The sequence below is a fragment of the Erwinia sp. HR93 genome (assembly GCF_034555055.1).
Classification (GTDB): Bacteria; Pseudomonadota; Gammaproteobacteria; order Enterobacterales; family Enterobacteriaceae; genus Apirhabdus; species Apirhabdus apintestini.
Genome location: NZ_JAXUDP010000001.1, coordinates 3193257 through 3215960, shown reverse-complemented (window position 1 = coordinate 3215960; position 22704 = coordinate 3193257). Strand labels below are relative to the sequence as shown.

15 protein-coding genes and 1 pseudogene are annotated in these 22704 nt (G+C 52.6%); 7 read left to right on the top strand and 9 right to left on the bottom strand.

What is annotated here, in order from left to right:
• Window positions 1–341 precede the first annotated feature (341 nt).
• Window positions 342–1382, top strand: a complete 1041-nt coding sequence (locus SFA31_RS15005; protein WP_322838705.1) for an oxidoreductase — start codon at window positions 342–344, stop codon at window positions 1380–1382.
• A 108-nt stretch (window positions 1383–1490) separates the two neighbouring features.
• Here SFA31_RS15005 and add read toward each other — a convergent pair whose 3' ends face one another.
• Window positions 1491–2492, bottom strand: a complete 1002-nt coding sequence (gene add / locus SFA31_RS15000; RefSeq protein ID WP_322838704.1) for an adenosine deaminase — start codon at window positions 2490–2492, stop codon at window positions 1491–1493.
• A 689-nt stretch (window positions 2493–3181) separates the two neighbouring features.
• On the opposite strand from add, the pseudogene tnpA reads away from it, so the two are divergent.
• A pseudogene (gene tnpA / locus SFA31_RS14995) lies at window positions 3182–3620 on the top strand (IS200/IS605 family transposase).
• Window positions 3621–4010: 390 nt separating this feature from the next.
• Here the strand turns inward: tnpA and SFA31_RS14990 are convergent.
• Together SFA31_RS14990 and malX are read right to left on the bottom strand one after the other, a co-directional pair.
• Window positions 4011–5192: a MalY/PatB family protein gene (locus SFA31_RS14990; RefSeq protein ID WP_322838703.1), complete on the bottom strand. Its 1182-nt coding sequence runs from the start codon at window positions 5190–5192 to the stop codon at window positions 4011–4013.
• A 46-nt stretch (window positions 5193–5238) separates the two neighbouring features.
• Complete coding sequence (malX, locus tag SFA31_RS14985; protein ID WP_322838702.1) at window positions 5239–6828, bottom strand: maltose/glucose-specific PTS transporter subunit IIBC; 1590 nt, start codon at window positions 6826–6828, stop codon at window positions 5239–5241.
• 173 nt (window positions 6829–7001) lie between these two features.
• On the opposite strand from malX, the gene malI reads away from it, so the two are divergent.
• Window positions 7002–8033, top strand: coding sequence for a Mal regulon transcriptional regulator MalI (gene malI / locus SFA31_RS14980; RefSeq protein WP_322838701.1), 1032 nt, complete (start codon window positions 7002–7004; stop codon window positions 8031–8033).
• Window positions 8034–8063: 30 nt separating this feature from the next.
• Here malI and SFA31_RS14975 read toward each other — a convergent pair whose 3' ends face one another.
• Complete coding sequence (locus SFA31_RS14975) at window positions 8064–9599, bottom strand: YdgA family protein (protein WP_322838700.1); 1536 nt, start codon at window positions 9597–9599, stop codon at window positions 8064–8066.
• A gap of 141 nt (window positions 9600–9740) precedes the next feature.
• Complete coding sequence (gene manA, locus SFA31_RS14970) at window positions 9741–10919, bottom strand: mannose-6-phosphate isomerase (protein WP_322838699.1); 1179 nt, start codon at window positions 10917–10919, stop codon at window positions 9741–9743.
• A gap of 349 nt (window positions 10920–11268) precedes the next feature.
• On the opposite strand from manA, the gene fumA reads away from it, so the two are divergent.
• On the top strand, window positions 11269–12915 hold the full coding sequence (gene fumA, locus SFA31_RS14965) for a class I fumarate hydratase FumA (protein WP_322838698.1): 1647 nt from the start codon (window positions 11269–11271) through the stop codon (window positions 12913–12915).
• A gap of 155 nt (window positions 12916–13070) precedes the next feature.
• Complete coding sequence (gene fumC, locus SFA31_RS14960) at window positions 13071–14471, top strand: class II fumarate hydratase (protein ID WP_322838697.1); 1401 nt, start codon at window positions 13071–13073, stop codon at window positions 14469–14471.
• Here fumC and tus read toward each other — a convergent pair.
• From tus to ydgH, 4 genes are all read right to left on the bottom strand, one after another.
• On the bottom strand, window positions 14468–15406 hold the full coding sequence (gene tus / locus SFA31_RS14955; RefSeq protein ID WP_322838696.1) for a DNA replication terminus site-binding protein: 939 nt from the start codon (window positions 15404–15406) through the stop codon (window positions 14468–14470). The genes fumC and tus overlap by 4 nt on opposite strands.
• 408 nt (window positions 15407–15814) lie before the next feature.
• Window positions 15815–16543 (bottom strand): dihydromonapterin reductase, encoded by a 729-nt coding sequence (gene folM / locus SFA31_RS14950; protein WP_416208358.1) that lies wholly within the window; start codon window positions 16541–16543, stop codon window positions 15815–15817.
• Window positions 16544–16557: 14 nt separating this feature from the next.
• Window positions 16558–17940 (bottom strand): amino acid permease, encoded by a 1383-nt coding sequence (locus tag SFA31_RS14945; protein WP_322838694.1) that lies wholly within the window; start codon window positions 17938–17940, stop codon window positions 16558–16560.
• 333 nt (window positions 17941–18273) lie between these two features.
• Entirely contained in the window at window positions 18274–19224 is a 951-nt protein-coding gene (ydgH, locus tag SFA31_RS14940) for a DUF1471 family protein YdgH (RefSeq protein WP_322838693.1), read from the bottom strand.
• 501 nt (window positions 19225–19725) lie between these two features.
• On the opposite strand from ydgH, the gene pntA reads away from it, so the two are divergent.
• Window positions 19726–21261 carry a Re/Si-specific NAD(P)(+) transhydrogenase subunit alpha gene (gene pntA / locus SFA31_RS14935; protein WP_322839389.1) on the top strand — a complete coding sequence of 512 codons (1536 nt, stop codon included), beginning with the start codon at window positions 19726–19728 and terminating at the stop codon, window positions 21259–21261.
• An 8-nt stretch (window positions 21262–21269) separates the two neighbouring features.
• Entirely contained in the window at window positions 21270–22658 is a 1389-nt protein-coding gene (gene pntB / locus SFA31_RS14930) for a Re/Si-specific NAD(P)(+) transhydrogenase subunit beta (RefSeq protein ID WP_322838692.1), read from the top strand.
• The last annotated feature ends 46 nt before the right edge of the window (window positions 22659–22704 follow it).

Genomic DNA, 22704 nt, shown 5'->3' with positions numbered 1-22704 from the left:
CGCTGATTGTGACTCGGCCCTCGGGGATTTTACCGCTGCCGCGCTGCTTGCACAGGCAATCACCTTCCACAAGCTTAATTTACCGCTGGCGTACGGCCGACGCAGGATACATAAAGCCCGGCGCGCCTGGCCTGGAGATATCTGAAAGGTAGCGCATTGCGACGCTGCATATAACGATTATCTGCATCTGAATCGATATCCTCTGCAGCGCCATTACTGCAAGACTGCGGGTAACTGCGGCGAGATAAAAAGGTTATGAGGCTTAGGGAGACTATATTTACGGTTGTGAACCCGCGGCAATTGATGGGAAAATGCCGTTTCAACTGATGCGAGGAGGAGCAATGAGCGACAGCATTCGAGTAGGTCTCATCGGATATGGGTATGCCAGTAAAACGTTCCATGCTCCACTGATTGACGGTACGCCAGGCCTGGAGCTAGCGGCTATTACCAGCAGCGATGCCGGTAAGGTCACGGCCGACTGGCCGCAAATGCGGGTTATCGCCAGCCCGCAGGCGCTAATTACCGATCCTGCAATCGACCTTATTGTTATCCCAACCCCCAATGATACGCATTTTCCGCTGGCGAAAGCCGCGCTGGAGGCGGGTAAACATGTGGTGGTTGATAAACCCTTTACCGTGACGTTGTCACAGGCACGCGAACTGGATGCCCTGGCTAAAAGCCGGGGATTACTGCTTTCCGTGTTTCATAATCGGCGTTGGGATAGCGACTTTCTGACGTTAAAAACGCTGATTACCGAAGGCACTCTTGGTGAAGTTGCTTATTTGGAATCGCACTTTGATCGTTTTCGCCCTCAGGTGCGTGACCGCTGGCGCGAGCAATCGGGTATCGGAAGCGGTATCTGGTACGATCTGGCGCCGCATTTGATCGATCAGGCACTGGTGCTTTTTGGTCTGCCGGTCAGCCTGTATGTGGATTTGGCCCAGCAGCGGCCCGGCGCTAAAACGACCGACTATTTCCACGCGGTATTGAACTATCCCCAGCGCCGCGTGGTGTTGCATGCCAGCATGCTGGTGGCCGCTCAGTCGGCGCGTTTCATTGCTCACGGCACGCGCGGGAGTTATGTGAAATATGGATTAGACCCTCAGGAAGATCGCCTGAAGGCGGGCGAACGACCGCCCCTGGAGGACTGGGGTTATGATATGCGTGACGGCATGTTAACGCTCGCCCAGGGCGATATCATGGCGGAGCAGCCGGTACTTTCGCTACCCGGTAATTACCCGGCGTACTATGCTGGCGTGCGCGATGCGCTGAACGGACAGGCAGAAAACCCGGTACCGGCGAGCCAGGCGATTCGGGTCATGGAAATTATTGAACTGGGCATTGAATCTGCTAAACACCGGGCAGTGCTGAATCTTATCTAACTGAGCGGTTTAAGCGAGGCCGCGGCTGTTCCTCTCTCCGCGGCTTCCGTTCAGTTTAATGCGATACCTGCTGAATATATCGCCTGATTAAACACCGGTCTCACAGGCTTAATGCACGGCGCTTATTTTTTCGCGCAGCGCCTGTTTCTCCGCGGGCGTCATAAAAGCGATTTCCATACTATTGGCCTGCGCCTGCCTGATTTGCTCCGGGGAGAGGCCGGCCTGCGGCGCCGCGTGCTGATATTCATGCTGAATATCTACGCCCTGAACCGACGGATCGTCGGTATTAATCGTGGCCAGAATGCCGTGTTCAAGGAACAGGCGCAGTGGATGATGCGCCAGCGAACTGACGGTGCTGGTTTGAATATTTGATGTCAGGCAGGATTCAATACCAATACGCCGATCGGCCAGAAAATCCATTAGCGCAGGATCTTCAATCGCTTTCACGCCGTGCCCGATACGCTCCGCGCCCAGCTCACGTATGGCCTGCCAGATGCTTTCCGGCCCTGCGGCTTCGCCGGCGTGCACGGTGATATGCCACCCGGCGTCGCGCGCCCGATTGAAATGGTCGAGGAACAGGCTACCCGGAAAGCCTAATTCATCACCCGCGAGGTCGAGCGCGGTAATGTTATTCCGATGCGCCAGCAAGGCGTTCAGTTCTTCTTTACAGGCAGCTTCACCATAGGTACGGCTTAAGATGCCGGTTAACCGCGCCTGAAGGCCCAGCTCGCGGCATCCTTGCGCGACGCCGTCAATCACTGCTTCAACCACGCCGGCAATCGGAAGACGGTGCGCCATAGCCATGTAGCGCGGGGAGAAGCGTAACTCGACGTAATGCAGGCCCTGAGCTACGGCATCTTCGACATTTTCATAGGCAACGCGACGGCAGGCCTCCAGTGAACCAAGAACCTTAACCCCCCAGTCCAGTCTGGCTAAGAAGCTGACCAAATCCGGCTGCGTTTCGGTGACCTGAACGTACGGGCGCAGGGCGCTGAGCGTGTCAGCCGGTAACGGGAGGGCGAATTGACGGCCTAATTCAAGAATCGTTTGCGCACGAATATTGCCGTCCAGATGACGATGAAGATCGAGCAGCGGTAAGGTGTGGTCCATATTGCACTCCTGAGGTTAGCTTCTGGCCCGTTGCGTCGCTGGTATTATTGAATCAGCGGGGTTAACGAACTGTGTGTGGCACCGACGCATTTAAGATGTCGTAGCATAACAAAGTCTCAATCTGCGTAAATACCAGCGAATAATTGCCTGGATACGTTTTGAAATATAATTTTTCATATTGGAACAACTTGAATAAGTAATAGCATTGCTTTCTAAGCAATTGTTGTATCGGAGTATTATTTTCAACTTACTAATTTTTAAAGAAATTTAAACAGTCATTTAAAAACTGGGCGCTGGATATTAAGGCGAAGAATCGTTTATAGTACGCAAACGGAGAATCAGGGTATTACTCAGGTTCGCCCAATACGCGATGACACAGCATGCTGTAGTGGTTGCGTTTCTGGAAGAACAATCATGCCAAAGGATCGCAGGCGCGCTCTGCCGAAAGGGGGGAGCGAAGAATAGACCGTTTCAGCGCTTTATTTTTCGTGGGTAACGTCAATCGGCCCCGTGTTTGCCATGCAATTAGATAGCCGCCTCATTCACCAGCCTTCGGGCTGGTTTTTTATTCTTAACTAAAAACTACGTCCTGTGGACGTTGTTATCGACTCGGTTTTGGCTCTGCCTGTAAAAACCCCCCACGCCAAAATCCCTGCCTGTTATCCCCACAACCGATAGGGAAATTAAACATGAGCAGGTTTCAAAGAGCTTCCCACCTACTGTGGCATTGTCAATATCATATAGTCTGGACGCCTGAGTGCCGTTTCAGAATACTCAAAGGCAATGTTGGGAAGGAAGTGTATCGACAGATAGGGATACTCAGTGAGCAGTTAAAGCGCCAACTTATTGAATTAAACGACCAGTTAGAGCATGTGCATCTTCTGGTGAAAATACCGCCGAGGTTGTTAGGTATCAGAAGTGATGGGCCATCTGAAGGGCAGGACAGCAATAAGGCTCTTCAGTAAGTTTCCCTGCTTACTAAGCATACGCTATGGGGAAATCACTTCCGGGCAAAAGGGATGCCGCGTAGACAGCGCAGGTGTGAATGCAGAAATGATGCGTAAATACGTCAAGTATCAGGAAAAGCATGAAGTGGATGATAACAGCTATCGCTACATGAAGCGTTGAAGGGAAGGCTCCATGAGCCCGAACTCAGAGCGCCGCTTTGGGGCGTAAGCAAAACCGCCTTCTATGAAGGCAGATGTTTACTTTTGTTTTCAAGCAATATGCCCGTGTCGGTGTCGGTAATCGTCAACCAGGCAGAGGCGTAGCGTTATTGCAGCTAACGCAGCTGACAAATCGGGCATATCTTCCAGCCATTAAAAGGCTAAACCCTTTATGTATGGCCGACGCGTCAATTTTCCGTAGCGCTGCACCATGATATTAGATTGATTGTCATGTGTTAGGGGGAGCGCGGCGCAAGGGTATATAAGAGGGCGTTTACATTTATTGCGCCAACCGCCGGCGCAAACGCGTTCTGCTGCGGCTTGGGAGCGGCAGATGTACCGCTCCCGATAATTATGCGCCGGCGCGTAGGGTATGAATCCCGGCGATAAGCCTGCGCACGCCATCTTCCAGTTTACTGCGCGGGCAGCCTGCATTCAGGCGCACGAAGCCGCTGCCTTCAGGGCCGTAGGTATATCCGGGCATTATCGCCACTTTTTGCTCTGCTATCAGGATGGTCTGGAGTTGATGCTCATCCAGTTTCAGAGGGCGTAAATCAAGCCATGCCAGATAGGTTGCCGCAGGCGGCTGCCACCTCAGCTCAGGAAATTCAGTATTTAATGTTTCGGCGACCCAGCGCAGATTCTCTTCCAGATAACCACGCAATGCATCCAGCCAGGGCGCTCCATGACGATAAGCGGCAATATGGGCGACCAGCGCAAGCACCGCCGGAGATGATAATCCGTCGCGTCCTTTTAATGCATTGAGGTAATTCGCTCGCTCATCATCGCTGCTTATCATCCCGTAGGCTCCGGTCAGCGCCGGAATATTGAAGCTTTTAGACCCGGAAGTGAATAGCGCCCAGTCGCCTCGACCCACTTGGGTCCAGGGAATATGCTGGCGGCCGTTCCATACCATATCCATATGAATTTCATCGCTAATGACCCGAACACCGTGCCGTTCGCAAAGCTGCGCCATAGTATCCAGCTCTTCGCGGGTCCAGACTTTCCCCGTTGGATTATGCGGGCTGCAAAGCAGTAAAATCCGACAGCGCGGGCGGGATAGCAGAGTTTCAAGATTATCCATATCGCACAGCCATTCGTCGCCCCTCAGATATAACGGGGCGCTCAGCGCGTTGCGATCATTTCCGGCAATGGCCTTATAGAATGCATCGTAGGCAGGGGTATGAATAACGATTTCGTCTCCCGGCTCGCTCCACTGACGAATAAGCTGTGAAATCATATAGATAACGGAGGGGCCATAGACCAGCGTTTGTTCATTGATGTCGGTGGCGAATCGTTCACGATACCAGTGGGCTATTGCGCCGGTGAATTCAGGATTTTGCCAGCGGCTATATCCGAGCACGCCGTGCTGCAAACGTTGCTGGATCGCGGTGAGTATGCACGGCGCGGTAGGAAAATCCATATCGGAGATAGTAAATGGCAGTAAATCGGCGGCGCCAAAGCGATCGGCGACATAATCCCACTGCGTACACCAGGTGCCGTGTCGGTCTGTGGTTTTAGAAAAGTCAAACATATAACCTCGCAATACCTCCCCTGCGTTGCCGCAGGGGAGAAATAAATCAGGCCTCAACGCTATTCATGAGCTGAGCCATTTCATCTTTAACGGACTGAACCTGAGGGCCAATCACAACCTGGAGATTGTGCTGGTTAAGCTGCACTACGCCGATTGCCCGTAGAGCCTTCAGCGCCGCGCTGTCTACTTTATCCATTTCTTTAACCGACAGACGCAGTCGGGTGATGCAGTTGTCCAGATTGGTGATGTTTTCCGCGCCGCCCAGTGCATCCAGCATTGCCGGCACATTATAGCCAGACTTACCGGTGGGAGCCGCGTTTACCTGTGCAGCCGCGGCAGGTTCGATATCACGTCCCGGCGTTTTCAGGTTGAAGCGTAAAATAGCGAAGCGGAACAGTGCGTAGTAGACCACGAACCAGATTACGGCCACTACCGGCACCATATACCATTTGGTTGACAGGCCATGCAGGATGCCAAAGACCACGAAGTCGATAATATTGCCATCGGTATTCCCGATTGTGACACCCAGCACCGCCATCATGGTAAACCCAAGGCCAGTTAAGATCGCATGCAGGACATAGAGAACCGGAGCAACGAACAGGAATAAAAATTCCAGGGGTTCTGTCGTGCCGCCGACCACGCAGGCTATCACACCGGAGATAAGCAGCCCTTTGACTTTATGACGATTTTCAGGTCGTGCACAGTGGTACATGGCTAACGCAGCGCCGGGCAGGCCGCCGAGAAAGGACGGCATTTTACCCTGAGAAAGAAAACGCGTGGCGCTCTCGGAAAATCCGTGGGTTGTCGGGCAGCTTAACTGTGCCTGGAAGATGGTCAGCGCGCCGCTGACGCTATGACCACAGACGTCCAGCGTACCGCCTGCGTCGGTAAAACGAATCAGGGCAACTAAAATATGATGCAGCCCAAACGGCAGTAACAGGCGCTCACCGGTGCCGAAAATCATAGGGCCGAAATCGCCAGCGCCGTTAATCATATGCCCGAGCATGGCGATGCCTTTGGCGAAGGTTGGCCAAATTAGCGGAATAATCAGCCCAACAACGCCCAGTACCAGGGTAGTAATGATGGGAACAAACCGCGTGCCGCCAAAAAATGCCAGCGCATCCGGCAGTCGTACCGCATGAAAGCGCTCGTGCAGTAAAAAGACCACAATACCGACGATAACCGCGCCGAGGATGCCGGTATCAATCGACTGGATCCCCAAAATAAATTGAATATTATTGGCTTTTAAAATTGCGGCATCAGTGGTGGGCAGAATCCCTTTCGCCGTTAACCAAAAATTGATCGCGAGATTCATTACCGCGTAGCCAACGAATCCGGCAAATGCTGCAACGCCTTTATTTTCTCGCGCCAGTCCTAATGGAATGGCAATACAGAACATCACGGGCAGAAAGCTAAACGCAAAGGAACCTATCTTGCTCATCCACGTAAAGAGTAACTGCAGCGGGGTGTTATCGAGGAACGGCAGCAGTGTAATTACATCATGGCTGCTTAGCGAACTGCCGATGCCAAGTATAATGCCGCAGAAAGACAGCAGCGCGACCGGCAGCATGAACGTTTTTCCCAGGCTCTGGAAAAATTCCCAGAGGGTGATTTTTTGCGGTGAATTTGTCGCCATACACGACTCCCTGATGGTTCGAAAAGAGGTTTCCGATAAATTATGGCGCCGAGGATAAAACGTTTTACCTAGTTTTATTGCGTACTCAGTCACAGATTTAAAGCTATATGGCAGGCTTAATAGCGCCTAATAGATAAAACGTTTTATCTCTCACAAAATGCGAGTTCGGACAGATGGCGTCAAGCAGGCGAATTACGATTAACGACGTGGCGGAAGCAGCGGGAGTTTCTGTTAGCACTGTCTCGCTGGTACTTAGCGGCAAGGGGCGGATATCCAGCGCCACCGGGCAGCGAGTAAACGATGCGGTTGCCCGACTGGGGTTTGTGCGTAACCATCAGGCCGCCGCCCTGCGCGGCGGACAAAGCGGTGCAATTGGCCTGATTGTTCGCGATTTAAGCCATCCGTTCTACGCCGATTTGGCGGCAGGACTCAGTGAGGCGCTGGAGCAACAGGGGCGCATGCTGTTTCTGACCCAAAGCGGCAGCGGTGGTCAGTACCGCCAGCGCTGTTTCGATAGCCTGCTGGCTCAGGGCGTTGATGGTATCGTTATCGCCGGAGGCGGTGATGACGGCGGCCTGCTGCGCGCGCAGGCAGAACAACATCAAATACCGCTTATCTTTGCTTCTCGCGCGGCCTATCCGGATGAAACAGAAGCAGTGCGGCCGGATAATATGCAGGCGGCGCGTTTACTCACCGAACATCTTATTTCACGCGGACATCAGCGCATTGCCTGGCTTGGTGGGCGGAGCGCGTCGCTTACGCGCGCCGAAAGGCTAGGCGGATTTTGCGCAACACTGATGCAGTACGGGCTGCCATTTCATAGTGAATGGGTTTTAGAATGCGAAGCAACGCAGCGCGACGCTGCACGCCAGGTTGTGGCGCTGTTGCGGCATAATCCCACCATTACCGCAATTATTTGTCACGACAGTATCGCTGCGACGGGGGCATGGTTTGGGCTACTGCGCGCAGGGCGCTATAGCGGCGAAGGCGGAATGGAGAGCTATTTTGACAGTCAGATAGCGCTTGCGGCGTTTGCCGGCGTGCCTGAAGCGGCTTTAGATGATATTCCAGTAACCTGGGCGACGGCGCCAGCGCGCGATATTGGCCGCAGTGCGGCTGCGCATATTTTACAGTGGGGTAATGATAGAGCTAAAACGCCGGGATGCCATACGGTCCCGGCGCGTTTAGTACTGCATCAGGGATAGCGCTCCCGATGCATTAAGTTTGCATATCCATTAACGCAGGGGCAGGACAGGCGTTGGGGTTTCAGGGGTATTGGCTTCCGGCGCGAGCTGCGGTCCCGGTGCCAGGTTTAGGCCAAACATGCCGAGGAAATCGCTCAGCGTCATAGCCTGCCCGTTGAGCGTGACGTTGCCATCCGCATAGTGCAACGTGCTACCGATAGTCTCATTCTCTGTAGTGGTCAGGCGGAACATTTGCCCCATGGCTGCAACGCCCTGTACCTGCTGAGACGCCAGTTTACTGGCCTGATCGCCCTGATAACCTTCCAGTTTTGCGACGCTGGTCATCAGTTCGGTCGCCATCGGCATGGGAATAGACAGTTTGCCATCAATGGTATTAACGACATTTGCAAAGCTGTCCTGCGGGGTTTGCGGCTGTTGCTGCTGCGGCGCTTTTAAGCCCACCGTCAGATTTAACGCGCTTTCGCCTTTATCGTTCTTCCAGCTAAGTGGCTCAATAGTAATCACCGGGTTGCCCTTCAATAGTACCGGCAGGTTATCGCGCAGGATTGCCATCGCTTTTTCCTGTTGAGCCTGAGGATCCTCTGCGAGTTTCGGATCCGCCATCAGGACACCAACCTGCGCATTGTAACGCTGGGTGAACTGATGCAGGGCGTCGCCGTCAAGGTGAGACACCTTAAGGGTCATTTTTCCCTGGCCGAGATTTTGATTTTGCAGATGCAGCGCATCTAGCGTGTAATCAAGCTGGGCGTTAAGATGTTTGCCGTCGCTATCGGGGGTAGTATGGCCGCCGATAGTAAGCCCTTTCAGCAACGCGATTTCTTTGCCTTCCAGTGCGATAGTTAGCTTTTCCAGCGCAATTTTCTGCTCGCCCACGCGCTCTTTAAATTTGGAAACAGTGGTATTGCCTTCACTTTTCAGGCCACTAAATGCAAGCTGAACCTGCTGCCCATACTCATTTTTCGTTGTGAACTGACCGCTGCCGGTTTCGCCGCTCACTTTAACAGCGTCCGCGTCGCTATCCACGTGCGTAGAAATAGTGGCTCCGCTGAAAGTAAGTTTATTGTCGCCCTGCGCCCAGTTGATAGGGCGGAGCGCGATATCCGATGCATTAGCGCCGCTATAGCCCACGCGGGTTTCTGCATCAAGGAAGGAACGTCCGCCGCTCATTTCGAACAGCTTTTTACTGGTGTCATTATTATGCAGCTGCGTATGAATCGAGGCCATCGCGGGCACCAGGTTCGCTTTCTTAAGCTGAGCAAACGGGAAGGGGCCGTGATCGACATTTTCATCCAAAACTACGCTTTGCCCGGGTTTCAGCCAGCTATTTTTTGCGACAGGATCGGGCGTGATGACAAGCTGCAATTGACTTGAAAAAACGCCCCGGTGATAGTTTTCGTAAGCCAGCTTTAACCCCGCTGCGGGAGCTAATTGCTGCATTTGTTGGTTCGCTTCGGTTACGGCCTGCGAGATGTGTTGCTCTAACTGTTTGCCGGTATACCAGGCACCGGCGCTCCATACTACGCCCAGCGCCACAATAACCCCAACGGCCACCAGAGATTTTTTCATAACAGATTCCCTATTGAACCAGGCGCAAGGCCTGGTGAAAAATTTCAACATATGCCCGGTATTAGCTTAGCAATGCTGTTCCTAAAATGCGGTATTGCGCGATAAATTCACGCCAGCGTTTTTACTTATCGATGCGCTGATTTAGCGCAGCAGGTTATATACGCGGGCGAGGCGACCTTTCCCGCTAACATTTACCGGCGATTCACTGGCGGCGATAAACGCTGATTCCCCCGCGGCAAGCTGTACGCGATTTTGCCCGCGCGCGATAGTCACTTCGCCCTCTATACAGAACAATATTGCGGCGCTCTGCTGCGACAGCGCCGTTTCTTGAGCGTTTAAATCGTGCAGTGAAAATGCAAAATCGTCTACTGGAATGGGGAAGTCCAGTTCCGATCCGCGCCGCTCTGGCCGGGTAAGTAAGGTGCCGGCTTCCCGTGGCGTGAATTTTACATTCGCAACCAGTTCTGGAATATCGATATATTTAGGCGTCAAACCTGCGCGCAGCACGTTATCTGAGTTCGCCATCACCTCCAGCGCCACGCCCTGCAGATAAGCATGCGGTGTTTCAGCAAACAGAAACATGGCTTCCCCTGGCGCTAGCCTTACCACGTTTAGCAGTAGTGGAGAGAACAGGCCGCTGTCCTCGGGATAAAATTGTGCAATCGTGCGGATAGTGTCCCAGGGTTCGCCGCTTTCGCGCTCAAGCGCCGCGTAAAGAACGCCCAGCGCGCGGTGTTTTTCATCGCCCTGCATATTCAGAAGTTCGGCAAACAGGGTACGCAGGCTTTCGGTATCAGGATGAGCAAGATAGCTTGCAATGGCCGGGTGGGCGCCAGCAACGCGCTGCAATAACGACACGCTATCTGAAAAAGTCCGAAACGCATTCATCGCCAGAAACGGCGTTAGGGCGAAAACCAGTTCCGGCTTGTGATTGGGATCTTTGTAGTTGCGCTGCGGCGCGTCGAGGGGAATACCGGCGGCGTTTTCCCGCGCAAAGCCCGCTTCAGACGCCGTTTTATTTGGATGAACCTGAATTGAGAGCGGCTGATCGGCACAAAGGACTTTAAATAGAAAAGGTAATTCGCCAAAGCGCTCGGCAACGGCGCCTCCCAGTAGAGTGCGGGGATCGGCGTCAATGATATCGCGCAGTGCGCGGGTCTCGCCGTTGGGGAGCTTAATTCTGGAGCTACTTTTGGGATGTGCGCCCATCCAAAGCTCGGCCATAGGTTGCCCCTGTGGATTCGCGATGCCGTAAAGCTCGGTTAGCGCCGTTTTACTGCCCCAGCCGTAATGCTGAACGTTATTGATCAATTTCTGCATGATATATGCCCTGTGAAGATAAAATCGGTTTTTGGCGCCCTAATTATCAGGCGAAAAGCTATCAGGCGTATGGGTTACGTAAACTGAACCTGGACTCTGCGCGAATGGGTATACTATCCCCCGTTTGTGCCCGGTCCGCGTTCAGCTTATTGTTATTGCGCCTGCCCTAACACCCTCTTATTAAATCAATTATTTGCCATGAAGTAACCCTGAAGGATAAAAAGTCGTATTAGTCTCAGTTTTTGTTAAATAAATGTGTACCATATTGTGAATATCGTGCGTCAAAGGGCTGGGCGTGGCGTAAAAGACATCATAATTAACAAAAACTGATGCTGAAAGTGAGAACACAATGTCGAATAAACCATTCTATTATCAGGTGCCGTTTCCGTTGAAGCAGGATGAGACGGATTATTACCTGCTTACCCGTGAGCATGTGTCCATATCAGAATTTGAAGGGCAGGAAATTCTCAAAATAGAGCCTGCAGGCCTTACGCGCCTGGCCCAACAGGCGTTTCACGACGCATCTTTTATGCTGCGCCCGGCGCATCAGCGCCAGGTCGCCGCCATTCTTGACGATCCGCAGGCCAGTGATAATGACCGCTACGTGGCTTTGCAATTCTTACGCAACTCTGACATTGCGGCCAAAGGCGTACTGCCAACCTGCCAGGATACCGGTACGGCAATTATCGTTGGGAAAAAAGGGCAGCGCGTCTGGACCGGCGGTGGCGATGAAGCGGCGCTGTCGCGTGGAGTCTACAACACCTTCATCGAAGATAATCTGCGCTATTCACAAAATGCCGCGTTAGATATGTATAGCGAAGTGAACACAGGTACAAATTTGCCGGCGCAAATTGATTTATTTAGCGTCGACGGCGCGGAATACCATTTTTTATGTATCGCCAAAGGCGGCGGTTCAGCGAATAAAACTTACCTGTATCAGGAAACCCGCGCGTTACTGACGCCCGGTAAGCTGAAAAATTATCTGGTCGATAAAATGCGCACCCTTGGGACGGCGGCTTGCCCGCCTTATCATATTGCTTTTGTGATTGGCGGTACGTCGGCTGAAATGAATTTGAAGACCGTCAAACTGGCATCAACAAAATATTATGACGGACTGCCGCAGGAAGGAAATGAACACGGGCAGGCATTTCGCGATATCACGCTGGAGGCCGAATTGTTGGAAGAGGCGCGTAATTTAGGGCTGGGAGCGCAGTTTGGCGGTAAATATTTTGCCCATGACATTCGCGTGATACGCCTGCCGCGCCACGGTGCCTCTTGCCCCGTAGGGATGGGCGTTTCCTGCTCTGCTGACCGGAACATCAAAGCCAAAATTAACCGCGAGGGAATTTGGATTGAACGACTGGAACACAATCCCGGGCAATACATCCCTGAGGCGCATCGGCTGGCAGGCGAAGGCGAAGCGGTACGCGTTGACCTCAATCGTCCCATGCCTGAGATTTTGGCTCAGCTTTCACAGTATCCGGTATCGACGCGGTTATCTTTGAGCGGCACCATCATTGTGGCGCGGGATATCGCGCACGCGAAGTTAAAAGAGCGGCTGGACAGCGGCGAACCCTTACCGCAGTACATGAAGGATCATCCGGTTTATTATGCCGGGCCAGCGAAAACCCCGGAAGGATACGCGTCCGGATCGCTGGGGCCAACCACCGCCGGGCGAATGGATTCATATGTGGATCTCCTTCAGGCCAACGGCGGCAGCATGATTATGCTGGCGAAGGGCAATCGTAGCCAGCAGGTGACCGCAGCATGTAACAAACACGGAGGCTTTTATCTGGGCAGTATCGGCGGCCCGGCCGCGGTTTTGGCCCAGCAAAGTATTCGCAGCCTGGAGTGTATTGCCTATCCCGAACTGGGAATGGAAGCCATCTGGAAAATTGAGGTTGAAGATTTTCCCGCCTTTATTTTGATTGATGATAAAGGGAATGATTTCTTTCAGCAGATCCAGGCTTCCCAGTGCAATGGCTGCGCAAAATAAGCGAATATGCCGCTCTCAGGAGCGGCATTCGGCCTGAACGACTTTCTCACTCGCTCCCTATTTTCCGCCAATAACGCACTAAGCAATAAACCGCTTTTATCAGCTTTTCCATACTCAGTTATCAATAATTAACCCTATTTACAGGAGTGGAGAGCATGAGCGTGAGCCGTACTGAAAAAGATTCGATGGGGCATATTGACGTACCCGCAGACCGGTTATGGGGGGCGCAGACTCAGCGCTCGCTGGAACACTTTCGCATCTCCGGAGAAAAAATGCCGGCCGCATTGATCCACGCGCTGGCGCAGGTGAAGCGGGCGAGCGCGCAGGTAAATATGGCGCTTTCTCTACTGCCAGAGTTACAGGGTAACGCAATCATCCAGGCGGCAGATGAGGTGCTGGCAGGAAAACATGCGCAGGAGTTTCCGTTAGTAATATGGCAAACGGGTTCTGGCACGCAAAGTAATATGAACATGAACGAAGTATTGGCAAACCGCGCCAGCGAACTTTTAGGCGGTGAACGGGGCGAAGCGCGGCGGGTACATCCAAACGACGATGTGAATAAAAGCCAGAGTTCTAATGACGTTTTTCCCACCGCGATGCACGTGGCGGCGGTGACGGCGCTGCGGGAGCAGCTTTTACCCGCGCTGGCGACGCTGACGCAAACGCTTAAAGCAAAATCTGACGCTTTTAGCGACATTGTTAAAATTGGACGCACGCATTTACAGGATGCGACGCCGCTGACGCTGGGGCAGGAAATCTCCGGTTGGGCGGCGATGCTTGAGCACAACCGCCGCCATATTGAATCCCAGTTGCCGCATTTGTATGAACTGGCGCTGGGAGGTACGGCGGTAGGCACCGGGCTGAATGCGCCCGAGGGATATGCCGGGCAGGTAGCGCAGACGCTGGCAGCGCTGTGCGGATATCCTTTTATCACCGCTCCGAATAAATTTGAGGCGCTGGCCGGCTGCGATGCGCTGTTACAGGCGCATGGCGCCTTAAAAGGGCTGGCGGCATCGCTGATGAAAATCGCCAATGATGTGCGCTGGCTGGCTTCCGGCCCCCGCTGCGGGATTGGCGAACTTCTTATTCCGGAAAATGAGCCGGGGAGCTCGATAATGCCCGGAAAGGTGAACCCAACCCAGTGCGAGGCGGTGACCATGCTTTGCTGCCAGGTGTTTGGCAATGATGTTGCGATTAATATTGGCGGGGCGTCCGGTAATTTTGAATTAAACGTATTTCGTCCAATGGTTATACATAATTTCCTCCAGAGCGTGCGCTTGCTGGCCGATGGAATGCGCAGCTTTAATGAGCACTGCGCTGAAGGTATTGAACCCAACCGCGATAAAATATCCCGGCTGGTAAATGATTCACTGATGTTAGTGACCGCGCTTAATCCGCATATTGGCTACGATAAAGCGGCGCAAATTGCTAAAAAAGCCCACAAAGAGGGGACTTCACTGCGTGAGGCAGCGCTGGCGTCGGGGCTGGTCAGCGGCGAGCAGTTCGATGACTGGGTGCGCCCGGAACGCATGACGGGAAAATTGGCTGGTCGCTAATCATCCACCCGCCATAGGTGCAGACGTGGAATGAGTAGCGATAGCGGCTGGGGCTGGGGGCGATGCCGGTAATGTATATTCTGCGCGTCGTAGTCCGCCAGCTCGCCGATATCCGGTAGGCTGGTGCCCTGGCGGCAAATAACCAGCAGCGGTGAAGGGCAGGCGTATTGTTTCTGGCGCTGAGTATGGGAATACCATACGCGCGCCAGCGGTTGTACTTTGACCGGCCTGCGTATCTTCAGGCGAGCATGCTCAGGGAGCGCGGCAATATCATTGTATTCTTGCGTTACCTGGGCTAACCATTGTTCACGCGTCAGCGGCGCCGCGGCGCGCCCGGCATTTAATGTTTTTTTTAGCATGGCCAGGACTTCACTGCGCGTGAAGTTTTTCACAACCTGTTTATTTGCCCAGCCGAAGCGCAGTGTGGCGGGCTGTTCAATTAACGTTATCTGACGGTAGGCGCTGAGGGTGATAAGGCCAGGCACGTGGCGATGTACCCATTCAAAACGCTGTGCCGTGGTTAACGCTGAATCCACGGTAATGATTTGCGCCAGCCGCCGCTTTAGTGCGTTAATTATTTCTACGTGCTGACGTATGCGCGCCTGCCGTGGAGCGTCTACTTCGTAACATAGCGCTCCCGGGAGCCTTACGGCTGCCTTGCTGCTGGTTTGCTCCGATTGCTGTTGTATAAACAGTCGGGTGAAATGGCGTAATGCCAATGTTTCCGCTTCTCGTCCTGAATACGGGTGGACGGGAATATAAGATAGCGGGGCGTGCTCAGCGCCTTTTTCAACCGGCGGCAGCGCAAAGACGCGCGCGTTTCGCAATGACAGATCTTCGCACTCATGGGTGAACGCGGTGAGTGCATGTTCCAGATGGCGGGCAGTCTCAGTCAATTGTTGTGGAAGGTCGTATTGCATCGCTAAACTATCCATAATTAGTTACAACATACTTTTAGCATGCTATTGCTTCAGGTGCCAGCCAAAGTGCCTAAAAAGGTCAGGCAAGGAAAACAAAATCGATAATATTGTGACGTTGTCACGAAGAATCTTTGGTACGAAGAGCAAAATATCGGCCACATACCTGAATCAGTACTATCGGCTTTGCTTGCGTAGAGCGTTTCAGCTAAACGCGCCTCCCCGATGGCCCCGTCTTTGCGTTAATTTGTCCATGTATTACGGCCTGCTATCGCAGGCTCTAATTTTCAGCCATCTTAGCATGGCTCCGTGCAACCGGGTAAATGGCCCAGGATATCGCTGCGTTAGCGGGTGGAATGCCCGTTCCATTTATTAATATCAAAGAAGAGTGCTCCAAAATGCGAGCGGGTTACATCATTGTCAGACTCAGGAGCGTAAATTCCGTCCACCGTCAACGGGGAAGGTTCTGCCGGTGACAAATTGGCTTGCCATCAGATAATCAACCAGTCCAATAATTTCCTGCACACCCGGCGTAACTCCCATGAGTGATTTGCTCACAGCCCGCTGATTCGAGGCGGCATCAGCGGGCTCATTAGGGAGAATGAGCCCGGGAGCAATTGCATTTACCTTCACATAGGGCGCAAATTTACGTGCGAATGAGCGCGTCATATTATCGAGAGCGGCCTTACTGGCCGCATAGGCGATGTGCTTTTCACTGCCGCGCTCAGCGACATAATCGGTCAAGTGGATGATATCGCCGCCGGCAACACCTTGTTCGCACAGCAGAGGAGCCAGCCGATGATTGAGTAAATAGGGGGCGTGAACGTGGATGCGCAGCATCTCTTCAAGAGTGGTAATAAGCGGCTTATCGGGAGCTTCAGCCTGCCACGTGCTGGCATTATGAATGAGTGCGCGCAATCCGCGGCAGCGGTGAGTCACTTCTGCGGCAAAAGCCTCAATGCTGGCCTCCTGAGAAAAATCGGCCTGCAGGCAGCAGGCGTCCAGCGCTTCCAGGTTATCAATCTCTGCGTTTCGGGTGCGGTAACTGATGAGAAGCGGTAAATCTCGGGCAAGAATGTGGTGGGCCAGCGCCAGACCAATCCGGCGACCAGCGCCGGTTATTACCACGGGGAACACCGAGCGTTCCACACTTATCCTTATTTACCGAATTAATGCATTAGAATCCATGTAGCCGGTATTGCGGCGCATAGCATGAGAAAAATAGCGGCTTTTTCCTGAAAATTTAATTGCTTATCGTGTTGATGCGTGCGGCGTGCATACAGGAATACCAGCAGCCCTGGCGCGTAAAGTACCACGGACAGTAACAGATGCATGGGACCGGACGCATAAAGCAGCCACAGGCCGTAAAGGCTGGCTCCTATCCCAACGGCCTTTTGTAACGGGCGATGTGCGATTTTAATTAAAAAGGCGCCGACCAGAAAATAAGGCACCAGTATCATTTCAGATGCGATAGTTAACAGGGTGCCGTAGTCAGAATTAGTTAACCAGATAAGCACCAGGCATACCTGTACACTGATATTGGTTAGCCACAGTGAGGCTGAGGGGGCGTTATTATGATTTTGGCGCGCAAAAATGCGAGGGAATGCCTTATGCATGGCGGCCAGCAGCGGCACTTCCGCTGCCATGATTGTCCAGCTAAGGTAGGCGCCGCAGACGGAGACAATAAGACCGGCGGCGATAATTACCTCTCCCCAGGGGCCCATCATTGAGACCAGCAGGCCGGCCATGGACGGATTGCGCATTTGCGCCAGTTCTGCGCGTGGTACAACGCCGAGCGAGAGAAGGGTCACTAATAGATAGGTGGTTAGCGCGGCGCAGACGGCCAGTATAGTTGCGCGGCCTACGTCTTTTTTATGCTGCGCCCGGGAAGAAACTACCACGGCACCTTCTACGCCAATAAATACCCATAGCGTAATCAACATCGTGTTTTTAACCTGCGCCCAGACGGGTTCACCCAATGCTACGCCGCGAAAATCCAGCTTAAACGTAGGGAGATGAAAGGCCAGAATAGCCAGGATAACAAACAGGCCGAGTGGGAGTAATTTTGCCAGCGTCGCAACCAGGTTAATACCGGCTGCGGTTTGCACACCGCGTAAAACCAGCCAGTGCACAATCCACAGCAGGACGCTGGCGCCCAGTATCGCCTGCCAGGTATTTCCGTCACCAAAGATTCTTAGCGAGGGCGTATCAGTAAAGAAACTGAGAGCAGAAAAGACGATAACCAGATAGGAAACATTCGCGATAACGGCGCACAGCCAGTAGCCCCACGCGGAGCAAAAACCGACCAGCTCACCAAAGCCCTCCCGCGCGTAGGTAAAAATACCGCCGTCGAGATCGGGGCGAATTCGCGTTAATAGCAGCATCGCCAGCGATAATAAAAGAATGCCAATGCCAGTAATCGCCCAGCCTATTAATAATGCAGCCGGTGCAGCGACCTGCGCCATATTTTGCGGCAGGCTGAATACGCCCGCACCCAGCATGGAGCTAAGAACCAGTGCGGTGAGGGCGGAAAGCCCGAGCTTCTTTTCCATTAAATTTCCATAAGTAAGGCTGTATTTGACGCCGTGGCTTTAGCGTCAGAAGCAAATGTATTGCAGGTTCCTGTAAATATGAATGCAATGCGCTGATGCCTGTCCCTGCGCCGTGATTTGCTTCACTTACCCTAAATAAAAGGAGCTTAAAAAACGAGCCAAGTGAATATCTGGAATAACGCTAATTTACGGGCGGTGTATACAGGCAGTTTGCCATAAACCGGCCGATTTTACGGAGTGCATGGAGCGCTTGCAATGCGTTAATAAAAGAGAATACGTCGACTGGTAATAAAGTGGGCAGCATAGCGCTGCCCAAACCTGGAATCAGAATTTTTATTTATACAAATCGGCGCTAACGGTCATATTACCGCCGCGCTCCTGCCACTGGCGCGTAATATGGTAGTATTTCGCGCCTTTTTTCGCCGCACGTTTGGCAACCTGATATGAAACATCGGTCATGCTTGAATAATGGCCGGTGAATTTTACGCTATCAAATGGCACCATTTGCGCGGCGGCTATTTTATTTACTTCCTGAATCGCGGTGCCATCCGGCAGCGTGACGGTATAGCGGCCGCCTTTTGACGACTGCGTTTCAAAAAAACGCCCCACGCTGGCGCTGGGGGAACTTGAAGAGGCGACGCCTGGGATCTCTACTTTTTTCGCCTGTGCGCCGCCGGAGGCTAAAGCCGCACGCCCGGCGTCTGAATCTGCCGGAATAATTGCATCAGGCGCTTGCACGACCCGTTTCTTCGCATCTGCTTTATAAATAAATGCCGTAATCCGCTGATTGCCCCCCGATGAATTGGCATCTACCTGGCGAACGATAAAGAAGGAGGCTGCGCCTTTTTTCTTTGCTTCTTTAGTGATGGCATCCGTAACGTCTGGCTGACTACGGAAAAAACCCTGCACGGTGACGGTATCGAAAGGTTCCAGCGCATAGGCCTGCGCTTTCGGTAATTCTACGATGCCGTTGACAACGTGATTAGATTCGGGCTGGGCTTTAGGCGCATTTTCGTGATAGAGATCGGCTACCACCCGCCAGTTGCCGCTGTTGCCGTAATCGCTGGTGTCCTGAATGTAAAATGCGGCGGCTCCCTGGTTATCTGCGCGGCGAGAAACGGCTTTTGCCGCATCGCCCAGCGCATTGAACCGCCCGGTAATCGTAATGCGATCGAAAGGTTTCAGTGAGGCTGCCTGTTCCGGCGTGAGTTCCGTTGCCGCATAAACAGATGTGGCCATGACGGAAAGCAGAGCCGACGCGAGAAGAGTATTCTTAAGCTTCATACAGTTGATCCTTCGCCTTGCGCAATATTGGAAACGGAATAGCGTAAATTGTCATTTCGGTCAGGCGCTGATTATGGCACTGAATTAACGCGATTGTCTGCTAACCGCGAGGCTTTTTCGCCGCAAATCTCTTTTCTTTTTTCTTCGGGAGAAGCGATGATACGCAGCGTTCACAGCAAGGCTAAATAATAGGCGCTATTTTTTATTTTTCATGCGATTAGCGCAATCTACGATTCTCAGTAGCGCCGGTAATAAGGTCTAATGCGTGTGCGACCAATTCCTGCGCGGGCTTTATTTTCCAGGGATGGGAATTTACTTTTGCTAAGAACGCAAAAATTACCTGAATCCTGATGTAGATCACAGGCGTTATTTTCAGTAGGTTATAGAAAGTCATAACAAAGTCGTTTCCTCGTGGGTAAAGTACCGGTGCGTTTATTACGTATCCGTTTTACTCTGGATTCACTCAGGCACCATCACCAATTATCGATGGAAGGGAAGATTATGCGTATTGGGGTACCAGGAGAGCGGTTAACCGGTGAAACCCGGGTTGCGGCAACGCCGAAAACCGTCGAACAACTGCTAAAGTTGGGATTTGAGATCGTCGTTGAGCGAGGCGCAGGTAAACTGGCAAGCTTCGACGATGATGCGTTTATTAACGCTGGCGCGACGCTATGCGACAAGAATGATGTCTGGCAATCCGACGTAATTTTAAAAGTTAACGCTCCGCTTGATGAAGAAATTGAGTTACTGCGCGAAGGAAGTACGTTAATTAGCTTTATTTGGCCTGCACAAAATGCGGCGCTGATGGAAAAACTGGCGGCGCGCAACGTTACCGTAATGGCAATGGACTCGGTGCCGCGCATTTCACGCGCGCAGTCACTGGACGCATTGAGCTCAATGGCGAACATTGCCGGTTATCGCGCAATTGTGGAAGCTGCGCATGAATTTGGCCGTTTTTTCAATGGGCAAATCACCGCGGCGGGGAAAGTTCCACCGGCAAAAGTGATGGTAATTGGCGCGGGCGTTGCCGGGCTAGCCGCAATTGGAGCGGCGGGGAGCCTTGGCGCCATCGTCCGTGCGTTTGATACGCGGCCTGAAGTTAAAGAACAAGTTCAGAGTATGGGCGCTGAGTTTCTCGAACTTGACGTTGAAGAAGAAGCAGGCAGCGGTGACGGTTATGCAAAAGTGATGTCCGAGGCCTTTATTAAGGCAGAAATGGCGCTGTTCGCCGCCCAGGCGAAAGAGGTCGATATCATCGTGACCACCGCGCTGATCCCAGGGAAACCCGCACCCAAACTGATTACGCGCGAGATGGTGGATAGCATGCATCCCGGTAGCGTCGTGGTGGATTTGGCGGCGCAGAATGGCGGGAACTGCGAATATACCGTGCCGGGGGAAATCTTTACCACCCCGAACGGCGTGAAGATTATCGGTTATACCGACCTTGCCGGACGCTTGCCGACGCAGGCTTCACAGCTATATGGCACTAACCTGGTTAATTTACTCAAGTTACTCTGTAAAGAAAAAGACGGCGCCATTCACGTTGATTTTGATGATGTTGTCGTTCGAGGCGTTACGGTAATTCGTGACGGTGACGTTACCTGGCCAGCACCGCCGATTCAGGTTTCCGCCCAGCCTAAGGCGACGGCCAAGGTCGCGCCGCGCGAACCGGTCGAACCGCCGAAACCTGCATCACCGTGGCGTAAATACGCGCTTATCGCGCTGGCCATTATTCTTTTTGGCTGGCTGGCGGATGCGGCTCCCAAAGAATTTCTCGGTCACTTTACGGTGTTTGCTTTAGCCTGCGTTGTTGGCTACTACGTTGTGTGGAATGTATCTCATGCGCTACACACGCCGCTAATGTCAGTCACTAATGCGATTTCCGGTATTATCGTGGTTGGTGCACTACTGCAAATTGGACACGGTGGCTGGGTTAGTTTTTTCAGTTTTATCGCCGTACTGATTGCCAGTATTAATATTTTCGGTGGCTTCACCGTTACTCAGCGCATGCTGAAAATGTTCCGGAAGAACGCATAGGGGGAGCTATGTCTGGTGGATTAGTAACTGCGGCCTATATTGTTGCCGCAATCCTGTTTATTTTCAGCCTTGCCGGTCTGTCTAAGCACGAGACCTCTAAACAAGGGAATTTATTTGGTGTCGCAGGGATGGCTATTGCGTTAATCGCCACCATCTTTGGGCCTGACGCCGGCCACATCGGCTGGATTATTGTGGCGATGGTGATTGGCGGTGCAATTGGCATACGGCTGGCGCGTAAAGTCGAAATGACTGAAATGCCTGAACTGGTTGCTATATTACACAGCTTTGTCGGGCTGGCGGCGGTATTGGTCGGTTTTAACAGCTATATCGACCATGCGCCGGGAATGTTACCGGTGATGGAAAATATCCATCTCACCGAGGTATTCCTGGGGATTTTCATCGGTGCAGTGACATTTACCGGATCTATTGTCGCTTTCGGTAAACTACACGGGAAAATCTCGTCTAAACCCTTGATGTTACCAAACCGTCATAAACTTAACCTTGCCGCGCTGATCGTCTCTTTTTTACTGCTGGTGGTGTTTGTACGCAGTGAAAGTATCGGGATGCAGGTGCTGGTAATGCTGGTGATGACGGTAATCGCGCTTGCCTTCGGCTGGCATTTAGTCGCCTCTATCGGTGGTGCTGACATGCCGGTGGTGGTGTCTATGCTGAACTCCTATTCCGGTTGGGCGGCGGCGGCGGCAGGCTTCATGCTGAGCAATGATCTGTTGATTGTGACCGGCGCGCTGGTTGGTTCTTCAGGGGCGATTCTGTCTTATATTATGTGTAAGGCGATGAACCGCTCATTTATTAGCGTGATTGCCGGCGGTTTCGGGAATGACAGTGCAGTTTCTTCGGGTGAGGAAGAAACCGGTGAATATCGGGAAATTAGCGCTGAAGAAACGGCTGAGCTACTGAAAAGCGCTGGCTCGGTTATTATTACTCCAGGGTATGGGATGGCTGTCGCGCAGGCGCAGTATCCGGTAGCGGATATCACGGAAAAATTACGGGCGCGTGGGGTTAAAGTTCGTTTCGGTATTCACCCGGTTGCTGGTCGCCTGCCAGGTCATATGAATGTATTGCTGGCAGAAGCAAAAGTGCCGTATGACATCGTACTTGAAATGGATGAGATCAATGATGATTTTGCCGAGACCGATGTCGTACTGGTGATAGGTGCCAACGATACCGTTAACCCGGCAGCCCAGGACGATCCTGCCAGCCCCATTGCCGGCATGCCCGTGCTTGAAGTATGGAAGGCGCAAAACGTCGTTGTTTTTAAACGCTCGATGAATACCGGCTACGCTGGAGTGCAAAACCCGCTGTTCTTCAAAGAGAATACGCAGATGTTGTTTGGTGATGCGAAAGATAGCGTTGAAAGTATTTTACGCGCGCTTTAAATGCTGATGCATTATGTTGTGCAAAGGCCATCATTCATGATGGCCT

Bases quoted from the DNA above. Each gene is read 5' to 3' on its own strand.
- SFA31_RS15005 (WP_322838705.1), top strand. From the start codon at position 342: ATGAGCGACAGCATTCGAGTAGGTCTCATCGGATATGGGTATGCCAGT.
- add (WP_322838704.1), bottom strand. From the start codon at position 2,492: ATGGACCACACCTTACCGCTGCTCGATCTTCATCGTCATCTGGACGGC.
- SFA31_RS14990 (WP_322838703.1), bottom strand. From the start codon at position 5,192: ATGTTTGACTTTTCTAAAACCACAGACCGACACGGCACCTGGTGTACG.
- malX (WP_322838702.1), bottom strand. From the start codon at position 6,828: ATGGCGACAAATTCACCGCAAAAAATCACCCTCTGGGAATTTTTCCAG.
- malI (WP_322838701.1), top strand. From the start codon at position 7,002: ATGGCGTCAAGCAGGCGAATTACGATTAACGACGTGGCGGAAGCAGCG.
- SFA31_RS14975 (WP_322838700.1), bottom strand. From the start codon at position 9,599: ATGAAAAAATCTCTGGTGGCCGTTGGGGTTATTGTGGCGCTGGGCGTA.
- manA (WP_322838699.1), bottom strand. From the start codon at position 10,919: ATGCAGAAATTGATCAATAACGTTCAGCATTACGGCTGGGGCAGTAAA.
- fumA (WP_322838698.1), top strand. From the start codon at position 11,269: ATGTCGAATAAACCATTCTATTATCAGGTGCCGTTTCCGTTGAAGCAG.
- fumC (WP_322838697.1), top strand. From the start codon at position 13,071: ATGAGCGTGAGCCGTACTGAAAAAGATTCGATGGGGCATATTGACGTA.
- tus (WP_322838696.1), bottom strand. From the start codon at position 15,406: ATGGATAGTTTAGCGATGCAATACGACCTTCCACAACAATTGACTGAG.
- SFA31_RS14945 (WP_322838694.1), bottom strand. From the start codon at position 17,940: ATGGAAAAGAAGCTCGGGCTTTCCGCCCTCACCGCACTGGTTCTTAGC.
- ydgH (WP_322838693.1), bottom strand. From the start codon at position 19,224: ATGAAGCTTAAGAATACTCTTCTCGCGTCGGCTCTGCTTTCCGTCATG.
- pntA (WP_322839389.1), top strand. From the start codon at position 19,726: ATGCGTATTGGGGTACCAGGAGAGCGGTTAACCGGTGAAACCCGGGTT.
- pntB (WP_322838692.1), top strand. From the start codon at position 21,270: ATGTCTGGTGGATTAGTAACTGCGGCCTATATTGTTGCCGCAATCCTG.